Source organism: Maridesulfovibrio frigidus DSM 17176, from assembly GCF_000711735.1.
Classification (GTDB): Bacteria; Desulfobacterota; Desulfovibrionia; order Desulfovibrionales; family Desulfovibrionaceae; genus Maridesulfovibrio; species Maridesulfovibrio frigidus.
Genome location: NZ_JONL01000001.1, coordinates 459,843 through 474,372 on the forward strand (window position 1 = coordinate 459,843; position 14,530 = coordinate 474,372).

The 14,530-nt window shown below is 44.7% G+C and carries 10 protein-coding genes; all 10 read right to left on the reverse strand.

Annotated elements, in window-relative coordinates:
* Positions 1-2: 2 nt before the first annotated feature.
* Complete coding sequence (rplB, locus tag BR06_RS0102205; RefSeq protein ID WP_031479683.1) at positions 3-833, reverse strand: 50S ribosomal protein L2; 831 nt, start codon at positions 831-833, stop codon at positions 3-5.
* Positions 834-836: 3 nt separating this feature from the next.
* Positions 837-1,127: a 50S ribosomal protein L23 gene (gene rplW / locus BR06_RS0102210; RefSeq protein ID WP_031479685.1), complete on the reverse strand. Its 291-nt coding sequence runs from the start codon at positions 1,125-1,127 to the stop codon at positions 837-839.
* 2 nt (positions 1,128-1,129) lie between these two features.
* On the reverse strand, positions 1,130-1,750 hold the full coding sequence (rplD, locus tag BR06_RS0102215) for a 50S ribosomal protein L4 (RefSeq protein ID WP_031479687.1): 621 nt from the start codon (positions 1,748-1,750) through the stop codon (positions 1,130-1,132).
* Positions 1,751-1,762: 12 nt separating this feature from the next.
* Positions 1,763-2,395, reverse strand: a complete 633-nt coding sequence (rplC, locus tag BR06_RS0102220; protein WP_031479689.1) for a 50S ribosomal protein L3 — start codon at positions 2,393-2,395, stop codon at positions 1,763-1,765.
* Positions 2,396-2,406: 11 nt separating this feature from the next.
* The gene (gene rpsJ, locus BR06_RS0102225; RefSeq protein ID WP_031479691.1) at positions 2,407-2,724 is read right to left on the reverse strand and encodes a 30S ribosomal protein S10; all 318 of its coding nucleotides are present in this window, start codon (positions 2,722-2,724) and stop codon (positions 2,407-2,409) included.
* A 244-nt stretch (positions 2,725-2,968) separates the two neighbouring features.
* Positions 2,969-5,038, reverse strand: coding sequence for an elongation factor G (fusA, locus tag BR06_RS0102230; RefSeq protein WP_031479692.1), 2,070 nt, complete (start codon positions 5,036-5,038; stop codon positions 2,969-2,971).
* Between the two features lie 12 nt (positions 5,039-5,050).
* Positions 5,051-5,521, reverse strand: a complete 471-nt coding sequence (gene rpsG / locus BR06_RS0102235; protein ID WP_031479694.1) for a 30S ribosomal protein S7 — start codon at positions 5,519-5,521, stop codon at positions 5,051-5,053.
* A gap of 24 nt (positions 5,522-5,545) precedes the next feature.
* A complete protein-coding gene (gene rpsL, locus BR06_RS0102240) occupies positions 5,546-5,917 on the reverse strand; it encodes a 30S ribosomal protein S12 (protein WP_031479696.1) in 372 nt (123 codons plus the stop codon).
* A 159-nt stretch (positions 5,918-6,076) separates the two neighbouring features.
* Positions 6,077-10,210 carry a DNA-directed RNA polymerase subunit beta' gene (gene rpoC / locus BR06_RS0102245; protein WP_407637418.1) on the reverse strand — a complete coding sequence of 1,378 codons (4,134 nt, stop codon included), beginning with the start codon at positions 10,208-10,210 and terminating at the stop codon, positions 6,077-6,079.
* Positions 10,211-10,294: 84 nt separating this feature from the next.
* The gene (gene rpoB / locus BR06_RS0102250; protein WP_031479699.1) at positions 10,295-14,398 is read right to left on the reverse strand and encodes a DNA-directed RNA polymerase subunit beta; all 4,104 of its coding nucleotides are present in this window, start codon (positions 14,396-14,398) and stop codon (positions 10,295-10,297) included.
* Positions 14,399-14,530: the final 132 nt, after the last annotated feature.

Genomic DNA, 14,530 nt, shown 5'->3' on the forward strand with positions numbered 1-14,530 from the left:
TCCTACTTCTGCCCGCGGCGTTTAACGATGAGCTTGGAAGAAGGTTTCTTCTTGTTGCGAGTCTTGTAACCCTTAGCAGGCATACCCCACGGAGAACAAGGGTGTCTACCACCGGAACTTTTACCCTCACCACCACCGAGTGGATGGTCGACTGGGTTCATTGCAACACCTCTGACTTTTGGTCTACGACCAAGCCAACGGTTACGTCCGGCTTTACCAATGTTGATCTTTTCATGCTGGATGTTACCAACTTGACCAACAGTTGCACAACAAGTTGCGAGAACCTTGCGGACTTCACCGGAAGGCATACGCATAAGAGCATACTTACCTTCTTTCGCCACAAGCTGAGCATAAGTTCCGGCAGCGCGACAAAACTGTCCGCCCTTACCGGGATGCAATTCTATATTATGAACGATAGTACCAACAGGTACGTTCTTGAGGAGGAGAGCATTACCGGGTTTAATGTCGGCCTTTTCTCCTGCAAGAATCTTGTCACCCTGGTTGAGACCAACCGGTGCAAGAATGTAGCGCTTTTCACCGTCTGCGTAATGAAGCAGAGCGATACGAGCACTTCTGTTGGGATCGTATTCAATGGATGCAACAGTTGCTGGAACTTCAACTTTGTTACGCTTGAAGTCAATGATACGGTAAAGACGCTTAGTACCACCGCCGCGATGACGTGAAGTAACTCTACCGTTATTATTTCTACCTGCCTTTTTGGTCAAGCCCTTTGTAAGCGCTTTTTCCGGTGTGGTCTTTGTGATTTCCTCAAAAGTGGAAATCGTTTGGAACCGGCGACCAGGTGAGGTAGGTTTTAGTTTACGAGTAGCCATCTCTTAAACTCCCTCGAAGAATTCGATTTTTTCGCCAGCTAAAAGCTTAACATAAGCTTTTTTGTAGCCGGACTGCTTCCCGACAACGCGGCCGAACTTCCTGCGAAGACCAGGTCTTTTCCGAACAATACGTACGGAATCGACTTTGCAATCAAAAGCGCTTTCGACAGCTTTTTTGATTTCAACCTTATTGGCGGATGGCAGCACAATAAAAGTGACTTGATTAGAAGTCTCTTTCATGTCAGTGGCCTTTTCCGAAATGACCGGTTTGATAAGAATCTGAGTATAGTCCATGACTATTTCAACCTCTCCTGCAGATCCTGTGCTGCATTCTCAAGCATAACAACCTGACGATGACGCAAAATGTCATAAACATTTATCTGGTCAGCGGAGATCATCTTGATGCCTGGGATATTCCTCGCAGAAAGGAGGAGTTTATTATCAGCATCCTTGACAATTATCAAGGCCTTATAGAGTCCGAGAGTTTCTGCAACCTGAGCGAAAAGCTTAGTTTTAATCTCGGGAAGTTCGATGTCTTTAACAATCATCAGCTTCTCTTCGCTGAATCTTGCTGTAAGAGCCATCTTGAGAGCAAGACGACGAACTTTTTTATTAACCTTGAAGGAGTAGTCTCTGGGCTGTGGTCCGAAAGTTACACCACCTCCGCGCCAAAGCGGGGAGCGTGTTGAACCTGCGCGTGCGCGTCCTGTACCTTTCTGACGCCAAGGCTTGGCGCCACCGCCGCGCTTCATGGCACGAGTCTTCGTGGCATGAGTACCGCTACGCTTTGCAGCGAGCTGAGCACGGACAACAAGGTGTAGGATTTCGGGCTTGACCGGAACTTCGAAAACTTCCGGAGCAAGATCCATGCTCCCGACGTCCTTATTCGTTTGATCGTATATAGTAATGGTAGCCATGTATTATTTCCTCTAGCTGGTCTTGCGGATCATCACCAATCCGTTCTTAGGTCCAGGAACTTGTCCCTTTACCACAAGAACATTTTCCTCGGTGCGCACGTCTACGATTTCAATGTTGGAAACAGTAACGCGCTCATTACCCATCTGACCGGGCATTTTTTTACCCTTAAAGACTTTACCAGGGAAAGTAGCGTGGCCGATTGAACCAGGAGAACGATGTACTTTTTCAGCACCGTGAGAAGCTTTAGAACCCTTAAAGTTCCAACGCTTCATTACACCCTGGAAACCTTTACCTTTTGATGTTCCGGTAACTTTTACCTTCTCACCTGGAGTAAAGATATCAACAGAGATTTCCTGGCCAAGTTCATAATCAGTTACTGACTCAAGCGGGAATTCACGTAGGTGACGGAAATAGCCTTTACCAGCTTTTTCCTGATGTCCCTTAGAGGGCTTATTCACTTTACGCTCAGGCAGCGAATCGTAACCGATCTGGATGGCGTTATAGCCTTCCTTCTCTTCAGTCTTAACCTGAATAACAGGACATGGTCCGATTTCGAGAACTGTGACTGGTACAATGCTACCATCGTCAGAGAACACGCGGGTCATGCCCAATTTTTTACCGAGTAATCCGATAGTTTTTGCCATGTTGAGCCTCCCTATAGCTTGATTTCGACGTCAACGCCTGCTGGCAAGCTAAGCTTACCTAGTGCATCAACAGTCTGTTGGGTGGGCTCAAGGATATCAAGCAGGCGCTTATGGATACGCATCTCAAACTGATCACGAGACTTTTTGTCTACGTGCACAGACTTCTGCACTGTTGTGCGGTGAATCTGTGTAGGCAATGGGATGGGTCCAGCGATTGCGGCACCGGTATTGCGGGCAGTGTCCACAATCTCAGTTACAGCTTTATCAAGGATACGGTAATCGTAAGCCTTGAGCTTGATCCGAATTCGATCATTAGTCATAGAAACCATAATAATACTCCTGAATTGATTCAGAGACGGCTAGCTTGCAACGGCTAAAAGGTTGTGAGGTTCCTTTCAATGCCTGGTATGGTCGTCCAGCCAGCATGCCGGACCTTATACCTTATCTCCGTGGTTTCGTGGGTGGATTTCTTTAAAAAAAGAAAAGCCTCCCAAACACTCTGTAGTTCGGGAGGCTTACTTGTCTTTAGCGGTTGCTGTCAAGTAAAATCTGAAAAAAAGCTATTTTTTAGTCTTAACTTTTGTTGATCAACTCTTCAGCGATGCTTGCAGGAACTGCTTCGTAGTGGTCAAACTGCATGGAGAATGTGGCACGTCCCTGAGTCTTGGAGCGAAGGTCGGTTGCATAACCGAACATCTCACTAAGAGGAACATCACATTTAATGACCTGAGCGTTAGCGCGGCCTTCCATGTTGCTTACTTTACCACGACGACCGTTAAGGTCACCCATAACATCACCGAGGTAATCATCAGGGGTAACAACTTCAACAGCCATGATAGGCTCTAGAAGCTGTGGACCAGCACGTTTTACCGCGTCTTTGAGAGCCATAGAACCGGCGATGTAGAAAGCCTGCTCAGAGGAGTCAACGTCATGGTAAGAACCGTAGGTCAATGTTGCTTTAATATCTACAAGAGGGAATCCGGCAATTACACCGTTCTTCATGGCGTCATGAATACCGCGTCCAACTGCTGGAATGTATTCCTTAGGAATAATTCCGCCCTTAATCTGATCAATGAAATCAAATTCGTTTTCAGTATTTGGTTCGATGGTGACGACAACATGTCCATACTGACCACGTCCACCAGACTGCTTAGCGTATTTGAGATTGGATTCAACACTCTTAGTAATACTTTCACGATAGGAAACTCTAGGAGCACCTACGTTAGCATTAACGTTGAACTCACGAAGGAGCCTATCAACGATGATTTCGAGGTGAAGTTCGCCCATACCAGCAATAAGAGTCTGCCCTGTTTCTTCGTCACCATGGACGCGGAAAGAAGGATCTTCTTTTGCAAGCTTAGCAAGACCAGCACTAAGAAGGTCTCTATCAGCTTTGGTTTTAGGCTCAATTGCGACTTCAATAACTGGTTCTGGGATATCAAGGGATTCCAGAACAACAGCTTTTTTGAGTTCTGCAAGAGTGTCACCAGTTGCCATGGACTTAAGTCCAACAGCAGCTACGATATCCCCTGCATACGCAACCTTAATTTCTTCACGCTTGTTAGCGTGCATCTTTAGGAGACGACCAATGCGTTCCTTCTTTCCGTTACCAGCGTTGATGAAAGTATCACCACTGACGATTTTACCGGAGTAAACTCGAAGGAAAGTAAGATGACCGACAAAAGGATCTGTCATGAGCTTGAATGAAAGAGCTGCGAGTGGCAGATCGTCATCACAAGGACATGCTATTTCTTTGTCAGTATCTGGGTCAATACCGATCATTGGAGCGATATCAAGAGGAGAAGGAAGATATTCAATAACAGCATCAAGCAGTGGCTGTACACCCTTGTTCTTAAATGCGGTACCGCAAAGAACAGGACATATTTTCAAACTGATTGTAGCTGCACGGATACCTGTGTTAATTTCTTCAGCAGTAAGTTCATCACCACCGAGGTACTTATCAAGCAGTTCTTCATTCTCTTCTGCGATAGCTTCAATCATTTCGAGTCTTGCAGACTCGTACTGATCCATCATATCTGCAGGAATTTCTTCAACGCTGTAATCTTTACCCATAGTATCATCATGATACGTATAAGCTTTACCTGTTACTAGGCAGACAACTCCGAGGAAATTCTCTTCATTACCAATTGGAAGCTGAAGCGGTATAGCTTTCGCACCAAGACGATCTCTAAGCATGTCTACACAGCGATAGAAATCAGCACCAGTACGGTCCATTTTATTAATGAAAGCAATACGAGGAACACTATATCTATCAGCCTGACGCCATACGGTCTCAGACTGAGGCTCAACACCGGCAACAGCATCAAATACTGCTACAGCGCCGTCAAGTACACGTAGTGCACGTTCAACTTCCATTGTGAAGTCAACATGACCAGGAGTATCAATAATGTTAATACGATTCTCTTTCCAGTAACAGGTGGTTGCAGCACTAGTGATAGTGATACCACGTTCCTGCTCCTGAACCATCCAATCCATGGTAGCTTCGCCATCATGAACTTCGCCTATCTTATGCGATACGCCTGTGTAGTATAGAATACGTTCAGTAGTAGTTGTTTTACCAGCATCAATGTGGGCCATGATACCGATATTACGCATTTTATCTCTTGCAATCTTTGATGACACGATAGACTCCGATTACCAGCGGTAATGAGCAAAAGCTTTGTTAGCTTCAGCCATACGATGAACGTCTTCTTTCTTCTTAACAGCTCCGCCGCGCTTATTGTAAGCGTCGAGGAATTCACCGCTAAGACGAGCGACCATACCTTTCTCACCTCTAGAACGAGCGAAGTTAATCAACCATCTGATTGCCAGGGATCCCTGACGCTCAGGACGAACTTCAACAGGCACCTGATAAGTTGCTCCACCTACACGACGGGATTTAACTTCCGCGTGAGGTTTAACATTTTCAATAGCTTTTTCGAAAGCTTTGATAGGATCTTCCTGTGTTTTTTCGCCAAGATAAGCGAGAGCTTCATAGAAAATCTTTTCAGCAACACTTTTCTTACCGTGGAACATAAGTCTGTTCATGAACTTAGTTGCAAGCTGGCTTCCGTATACTGGATCGGGAAGAGTTTGTCTCTTTGGTACTGGACCTTTACGAGGCATATTATATACTCCTTAGAATAAAATCTATTTAGGACGCTTTGCGCCGTACTTGGAACGACCTTTACGACGATCAGCGACACCAGCGGTATCAAGTGAGCCGCGAACGATATGGTAACGAACACCAGGTAAATCTTTTACTCGACCACCACGGATAAGTACCACGGAATGTTCCTGAAGGTTATGACCTTCACCACCGATGTAAGCAGTTGCTTCCATGCCATTTGTTAAACGTACACGAGCTACTTTGCGTAGTGCGGAGTTAGGCTTTTTAGGGGTTGTGGTGTACACTCTTGTGCAAACGCCACGACGCTGTGGGCAAGCTTGAAGAGCAGGAGTCTTTTTACGCTTGATCTGCTTTTCGCGCCCTTTTCTTATGAGCTGATTGATGGTTGGCATGAACCCTCCAATTTTATTTCGTTATGCGAAGTCCGACGCAGTTAGACTAACTTTTCAATATTTGTCAAGGACAAATCAAAAAAAGCTATCGATTTAGATCAGAATCAGGTTGCAACGACCTGTTCTGTAAATCCTGTCTAACTGAGTACTAAAACTGCATTATCTTTCGTTAATGAGCAAAGGCTCTTCTTCTAATTCCTCGAGAAACTTATCGGCACGTTCTGGCTGATCAGGTACGATCACCGCAGTCTGTGCATACTTACGGAAACCTGTTCCGGCAGGAATCAAGCGACCGACAATTACGTTCTCTTTCAAGCCGCGCAGATAATCTTTTTTGCCGCGCAGGGAGGACTCGGTAAGAACCTTAGTCGTTTCCTGGAATGAGGCAGCAGAAATAAATGACGCTGTTGAAAGTGAAGCTTGAGTAATTCCGAGCACATGAGTCTGAGCTGTAGCAGGCTTTTGCCCGTTTGCAACTGCCTCGGCATTAGATTCCATAAATCGTTGTTTATCGACCTGTTCTGCAACAAGGAAGTGTGTTTCACCGGGATCAACGATGGAAACCTTCTTGAGCATCTGGCGGACGATAACTTCGATATGCTTATCGTTAATTCCTACACCCTGGAAACGGTAAACATCCTGAATTTCTTCGACAAGGAAGCGGGCAAGGAATTTTTCACCTTTAACTCTCAATATATCGTGAAGTTCAGGAAGCCCTTCAGTCATCAGATCACCAGCTTCAACGAAGTCTCCTTCCTGGGCTGTGATATGACGTCCTTTAGGAACCAAGTATTCCTTGGTTGTTCCTATTTCAGGTGTAACAACTATTTTACGCTTACCTTTGGACTCAGCACCGTAGGAGACCACACCATCTATCTCCGTAATAATACCAAGTTCCTTCGGCTTACGTACTTCAAACAATTCCGCAACTCTCGGAAGACCACCAACAATATCTTTAGTCTTCGATGTTTCGCGCAGTTTACGAGCAATAACTTCACCGGCAGTGACAGTGTCACCATCCTTAACCATCAGAATCGCTCCGACAGGAAGAGTATAGGTAGCTTTAAGAGCGGAACCTGTCCGGCTCAAAGGCTCACCATCTTCACCACAGATAGAAATTGAAGGTTTAAAGTTAGTGGTACGATATTCAGTGATTGTGTATGTAGACCTTCCAGTGGCCTCATCAATCCTTTCCTGAAATGTTTTACCTTCGACCATGTCAGTAAATTTAACATCCCCAGCAACATCAGTGATGAAAGGTTCAGCAAGCGGATCCCATTCGGCCAAAACAGTTCCATGGGTAATTGTCTGTCCTTCTTCAACGTAGAGCTTAGCTCCGAGAGGAAGAACATACTTTTCACGCTCTCTACCCTGCTCATCTACAACAGCGACCTGGCAACTCTTACCAAGGACCATCTGCTGACCATCAGCATTACGAACTGAACGCATGCGATTCAGTACAACTGAACCATTATGCTGTGCTTCAAAAGAGGACTGTTCAATTTCACGACTAGCAGTACCACCGATATGGAAAGTACGCATAGTAAGCTGTGTTCCTGGTTCACCAATTGACTGTGCAGCGATGATACCTACGGTTTCACCAACGTTTACGATATGTCCTCTGGAAAGGTCACGACCGTAACACATTGCACAAACACCGTGTTTACTTCTACATGTCAGAGGCGAGCGAACAACCATAGAGTTGATGCCGTTGTCGTCAACTATTTTAGCATAGTGCTCATTAATCAGTGCATTTGCAGGAACTAAAATTTCGTCAGTTCCTTCCTTAAGGACAGGATAAATTGTACAACGTCCAAGAATTTTTTCTGACAGACGCTCTTTAATCTCTCCACCTTTTATGTAATGAGTCAGCTCAAGACCATCAACTGTTCTACAATCATTTTCAGCAACAGTGACATCCTGAACAACATCAACAAGACGACGAGTTAGGTAACCGGAGTTCGCCGTTTTAAGAGCGGTATCAGCAAGACCTTTACGAGCACCATGTGTGGAAATAAAGTACTGAAGAACCGATAGACCTTCACGGAAAGAAGAAGTAATCGGAGTTTCAATAATTTCACCTGACGGCTTAGCCATCAGACCACGCATACCAGCGAGCTGTCTCATCTGGTCCTGGTTACCACGAGATCCAGAGTGAGCCATCATAAAGACAGGGTTAAAACTGGAGTTGGACTCCTGTTTACCAGTCACTGGATCAGTCAGAATATCAGCAGACATTTCGAGAGTCATCTCAGTTGATACGTCATTTGTGACCTTAGTCCAAACATCGACAACTTTGTTGTACTTCTCAGTACGAGTGATAATACCCTCGCCGTACTGTGCTTCAATATTTTCAACTTCGATATAAGCAGCTTCAAGCAGACCGGCCTTCTTCTGAGGAATGGTCAAATCTTTAAGACCGATAGTAATACCGGCTCTTGTTGCATACTCATAACCGAGGTCTTTAAGTCTATCACAAAGAATTACTGTCGCCTTACTACCTGCTGTGCGGTAGGCTGTTGAAACGAGGCGTGCAATGTTCTTTTTAGTCATAACCATATTGACCTGATCGTAGCCCATACCTTCAGGTACGAGTTCACCGACCAGAATACGTCCACAAGTGGTTTCAACTACTTTGCCCTCAACTCGAACCTTTATGCGAGCATGAAGAGATAAAACCCCTGCATCAAGGGCAGTAATAACTTCCCATGGTCCAGCAAAGATCATTCCTTCCCCTTTGGCGAATGAACGATCAACAGTCAAATAATATAAACCAAGAACGATATCCTGACTTGGGTTAATAATCGGCTGTCCGTTTGCAGGAGAGAGGATGTTATTTGAAGACATCATTAAAACACGACATTCGATCTGTGCCTCTACGGAAAGAGGAACATGAACTGCCATCTGGTCACCATCAAAGTCAGCGTTGTACGCAGAACATACAAGCGGGTGAAGCTGAATAGCTTTACCTTCGATGAGGATTGGCTCAAATGACTGAATACCAAGTCTATGAAGGGTTGGAGCACGGTTAAGCATGATTGGATATTCGCGAACAACGTCGTCAAGAATATCCCATACAACCAAGTCTTCGCGCTCGACCATCTTCTTAGCACTTTTGATGGTAGTTGCAATTTCTCTGCGCTCAAGTTCTGCGTAGATAAATGGTTTGAAAAGTTCCAAAGCCATTTTCTTAGGCAGTCCGCACTGGTGGAGCTTAAGATAAGGTCCACAAACAATAACGGAACGACCGGAGTAATCGACTCGTTTACCAAGTAGATTCTGACGGAAACGACCTTGCTTACCTTTAATCATATCTGACAAAGATTTAAGCGGACGACCGTTAGTACCGGTAATTGCGCGACCACGACGACCATTATCAAACAGAGCATCAACGGATTCCTGAAGCATTCTTTTTTCATTACGAATGATAATATCAGGAGCGCCAAGTTCAATCAGTCTTTTCAAACGATTGTTTCTGTTAATAACACGGCGGTAAAGATCGTTCAGATCAGAAGTAGCAAAGCGTCCACCGTCAAGAGGGACGAGAGGACGAAGCTCAGGTGGTATGACTGGAATTACATCCATGATCATCCACTGACAATTGTTGCCGGACTCAAGGAAAGCCTCAACAATTTTAAGACGCTTAGTAAGCTTCTTTTTCTTTGTCTGTGAACGTGTAGTCAAAGACTCGTCACGAAGTTCAGTACGAAGAGTGAGCATATCAATTTCTGCAAGCAGACCCTTGATTGTCTCAGCGCCCATACCAACTGTGATAGCGTCTTCACCGTAATGATCTACAACCTGAAAGTACTGATCTTCAGAAATAATCTGATGTGCCTTCAGAGGGGTTTCACCCGGCTCCAAGACAATATATGAATCAAAGTAAAGAACCTTCTCAAGATCAGCCATTGTGATATCAAGAAGTGTTCCGATCTTTGAAGGAAGTGTTTTTAGGAACCAAATGTGAGCAACAGGAGCAGCAAGTTCAATGTGCCCCATGCGTTCACGTCTAACTTTGGAAGCAATAACTTCAACGCCACATTTTTCGCAGACAATGCCGCGATGCTTCATGCGTTTGTACTTTCCACAGTTACATTCGTAGTCCTTAACAGGTCCGAAAATTTTAGCACAAAAGAGTCCATCTCTTTCAGGCTTAAAAGTTCTGTAGTTAATTGTCTCGGGCTTCTTAACTTCACCGAATGACCATTCTCTGATCTTCTCAGGTGAAGCAATGGAAATCTGAATTCCTTTGAGGCCACGCCCTGCGTTACCTGCGCCGGATGTTCTACGCATAGTGAACAATTCGTCCAGACTCATTAATATACCCCTTTCTTGAAAAGGTTTATCTAGTCGCGGGGCCTAACGGCCCCGCGTTCATTATTGCTGTATGGCGGGAGTAGCTTCTTCGTCATCCCTAAGCAAAGTAACATCAAGACCAAGAGACATCAGCTCTTTGATCAGAACATTAAATGACTCAGGCAAACCAGCTTCGAGGAAGTTATCGCCTTTGACTATCTTTTCGTACATCTTAACTCGACCAGTAACATCATCAGATTTAACAGTTAGGAATTCCTGTAGCAAGTAGGCAGCGCCATATGCTTCAAGAGCCCAAACTTCCATCTCTCCGAGTCTCTGACCACCAAACTGAGCTTTACCACCAAGAGGCTGCTGAGTAACCAGCGAGTAAGGACCAGTAGAACGAGCATGAATCTTTTCATCAACAAGGTGATGAAGTTTCAAGATGTACATAACCCCGACAGTAACGCGGGTATGGAATTCATCCCCTGTACGACCGTCAAATAGAGTTACTTTACCATCATCAGGAATACCGGTCTTAACGATCAGATCCCAGATTTCTTCTTCAGTTGCACCGTCGAAGACAGGTGTTTTGGTGACGATACCTTCGCGAGCCTTATTAAGAGCTACTTTGAAGTCATCATCATCAAGGCCGTCGATGAGTTCAAAAACATCTTCTGAATCGAAGGTCTTTTTGATTTCCTCACGGATTTGAGCAAGAGGATTACCAGAATCAAACATTCTTGCGAACTGATGTCCTAGCTCAAGAGCAGCCCAACCGAGATGTGTTTCCATGATCTGACCAATATTCATTCGAGAAGGTACACCAAGTGGATTCAAAACGATATCCATCGGAGTTCCGTCAGGGAAGAACGGCATATCCTGCTCAGGCAGAATTCGGGAAACAACACCTTTGTTACCATGACGACCAGCCATTTTATCACCTACGGAAAGCTTACGCTTAACGGCGATGTAGACCTTGACCATCTTGATAACCCCTGGAGGCAGATCGTCACCTTCAGTGACTTTTTCGCGTTTAACATCATAAATGCCTTTAATGACGCGGATCTGTTTATCATATTCACCAAGAAGGATTTTAACAGCTTCATTGGTGTCTTTATCAGAGAACATGCCGCCCAATTTCTTAAGTGGGACTTCGCTAAGAATAGCTTCATCAATAGTGTGTCCTGCTTCTGCAAGAACTTCACCCTTTCTGCGTCCCATAAGAGTCTGAGCAATCTGTTTATTATTAACTACTTCGCCAATTTTAACGCGAGTCTTAATAGTCAGGGATTCGATATGCTTAGCTTCTTTCATGTCATGCTTAGCAAGCTCGAAATCTTCGATGGCCTTAGTACGGTCATCTTTTTCACCTGATCTACGGTTGAAGACCTTAACGTCAATGACAGTTCCCTCGATTCCTGGTGGAACCTTGAGAGAAGTATTTTTTACATCGCGGGCTTTATCTCCGAAGATAGCTCTAAGAAGCTTTTCTTCAGGAGTAAGCTGAGTTTCACCCTTTGGAGTGATCTTCCCGACAAGAATTGCATCAGGAGTAATACGAGCTCCAAGACATATGATACCACATTCATCAAGATTGCTGAGCATATCTTCACTGACGTTTGGAATATCACGGGTAACTTCTTCAGGTCCAAGCTTTGTATCACGTGCTACAAGTTCGAATTCCTCAATATGAACTGAGGTAAAAACGTCCTCTTTAACAACACGTTCAGATATAAGAATGGAATCCTCAAAGTTGTAACCACACCATGGCATAAATGCTACAAGCAGGTTTTTACCGAGGGCTAATTCTCCATCCTTGATACCTGGTCCATCAGCAAGTACTTCGCCTTTAGAAACGCGGGTCCCGACATGAAGTCTAGGACGAGCACCGTAACATGAGTTCTGATTTGACTTATGCCATTTCTGAAGCTCATAGTGCTTAGTTCCCCCAGTTTCAGGAGAAAAACCATCATCATATCTTAATACAAGACGCTCAGCATCGACATAATCGACGTAACCGTCATATTCAGCGAGAAGGCAACTACCGGAATCCTGAGCAACGTTTGCTTCCATTCCGGTTCCAACCAACGGCTGTGCTGTTATAAGGAGCGGGACAGCCTGACGTTGCATATTCGATCCCATGAGCGCTCTGTTAGCATCATCATGTTCAAGGAAAGGAATAAGTGCAGCAGAAACAGATACTGTCTGGCTTGGGCTGATGTCCATGAGAGTTACGTCTTCGCGCGGCATCATGGAAACATCACCATTTTTGCGAGATGTTACCAATGGATTGGTGAATTTTCCTTCAGCAGAGATAGGAGCATTCGCCTGCGCCACCGTGTGACCAACTTCTCTAGTCGCATCATAATATAAGATCTCATCAGTCATAGTGGAATCTTTGATTGTCCGGTAAGGACTTTCAATGAAACCGAATGCGTTTACCTTGGCATAAGTAGTCAAGGAAACGATAAGACCAATGTTTGGTCCTTCAGGAGTTTCAATAGGGCAGATTCTGCCGTAATGACTTACGTGAACATCACGAACTTCAAAACCAGCGCGCTCACGAGTAAGTCCGCCGGGTCCAAGAGCTGAGAGTCTACGTTTATGTGTAACCTCTGAAAGAGGATTAGTCTGATCCATAAACTGTGACAACTGAGAAGTTCCGAAGAACTCTTTAAGAACAGCTGCAACAGGCTTAGGATTAATCAAGTCGTGGGGCATGAGTGTTGCTACTTCCTGGAGGCTCATGCGCTCCTTGATAGCTCTTTCCATACGAACAAGACCGATTCTGTACTGATTCTCAACAAGCTCGCCAACTGGACGTACACGTCTGTTACCGAGGTTATCAATATCATCTGCAGGACCATGGCTGTCTTTGAGTCTACAGAGAAGCAGAACAGCTTTAAGAATATCGCCATTAGTTAAAGTCCTCAGTTCAAGAGGAGTATCAACGTCAAGACGAGCATTTAATTTATAGCGACCAACGGATGAAAGGTCGTAATAGTCGGAACTGCGAAATAAATTCTCAAAGAAGTTTGCAGCAATCTCAGCTGTCGGAGGAGAACTAGGACGAAGTCTGCGGTAGATTTCAATCTGCGCACTTTCAACATCAGCACTCTTATCGAGCATGAGAGTGTCACGCAAAGATGAGGATGTCTCAGCACCAAGAGTAAGGATAACCTTAACATCTTTAATACCGACTTCCTGTATTCTTTCAAACACTTCTTCTGTAATTTCGTCTGCGCTCTCAGCAATAACTTCACCGGTATCCGGATCAGTAATATCACACGCGGCAAATTGTCCTACAATACACTTAGGATCAACTTCAATGAACTCTACACCACCGCGAACAAGTTTGCGCCAACCAAATTTAGTGATAGGTTTATCACGCTCAACGATAATTTTACCGTCTTCGAGTGTGAGATCAACCCAAGCAGTTTCCTTGCGGTACTGATTTTCTACAACTTTACGTCTGGCGATGTGTCTATCAAGCTTGTACTCTTCAACATCATAAAAGAAGTCGAGGATATCTTGCTTAGATAGGCCCATAGCTTTCAGCAAAACAGTAGCCGGCATCTTGCGGCGTCTGTCAATGCGAACGTAAAGGATGTCTTTATGGTCAAAATCAAAGTCCAGCCAAGAACCGCGCATAGGGATTACCCTACAACTATACAGAACTTTACGGCTGGTATGAGTTTTACCGGAATCATGTTCAAAAATGATACCGGGAGAACGTTGCAACTGGTTAACAATTACGCGTTCAGTACCGTTTATGATAAACGTACCCTGCTCACTCATGAGCGGGACGGTTCCGAAATAAATGTCCTGCTCTTTAATGTCGCGAATAGTCCTGCTTTCGGATTCTTCATCAACATCAAAGACAACGAGACGAACTTTGATACGGATAGGGGCTTCATAAGTAAGTCCCTTAGCAATACACTCATCCATATCGTATTTAGGCTCGCCAATTTCGTAGCTTACATATTCGAGACTTGCAGTTTTATTGAAGTCTTGAATAGGAAAAACCGAACGAAATACCCCTTCTAATCCTATGTCTGCTCTACTGGCAGGCGCAACGCCTTCCTGTAGGAACTTTACAAAAGAATCAACCTGCAATTCAAGCAGGTGGGGGATTGGCAGAGTGACTTTGATCTTTCCAAATATTTTTCTGAGCTGACCCATCGTATCCTCATCAAGTGAGAAGGTTAGGGTTGGGAAGAATCGATTTGACGAACATCAACCAATAATCAAGAAATTGGTTACGTCAAAAAGTGCAAGACGAACAGGGGGCGGCAGTACTATATTGCCTAAAAC

What these genes read in the sequence shown, in the direction of transcription:
- rplC (WP_031479689.1), bottom strand. Translation starts at nt 2,395, where the DNA reads ATGGCAAAAACTATCGGATTACTCGGTAAAAAATTGGGCATGACCCGC.
- rplD (WP_031479687.1), bottom strand. Translation starts at nt 1,750, where the DNA reads ATGGCTACCATTACTATATACGATCAAACGAATAAGGACGTCGGGAGC.
- rpsG (WP_031479694.1), bottom strand. Translation starts at nt 5,521, where the DNA reads ATGCCTCGTAAAGGTCCAGTACCAAAGAGACAAACTCTTCCCGATCCA.
- rplB (WP_031479683.1), bottom strand. Translation starts at nt 833, where the DNA reads ATGGCTACTCGTAAACTAAAACCTACCTCACCTGGTCGCCGGTTCCAA.
- rpsJ (WP_031479691.1), bottom strand. Translation starts at nt 2,724, where the DNA reads ATGGTTTCTATGACTAATGATCGAATTCGGATCAAGCTCAAGGCTTAC.
- rplW (WP_031479685.1), bottom strand. Translation starts at nt 1,127, where the DNA reads ATGGACTATACTCAGATTCTTATCAAACCGGTCATTTCGGAAAAGGCC.
- rpoC (WP_407637418.1), bottom strand. Translation starts at nt 10,210, where the DNA reads ATGCGTAGAACATCCGGCGCAGGTAACGCAGGGCGTGGCCTCAAAGGA.
- rpoB (WP_031479699.1), bottom strand. Translation starts at nt 14,398, where the DNA reads ATGGGTCAGCTCAGAAAAATATTTGGAAAGATCAAAGTCACTCTGCCA.
- rpsL (WP_031479696.1), bottom strand. Translation starts at nt 5,917, where the DNA reads ATGCCAACCATCAATCAGCTCATAAGAAAAGGGCGCGAAAAGCAGATC.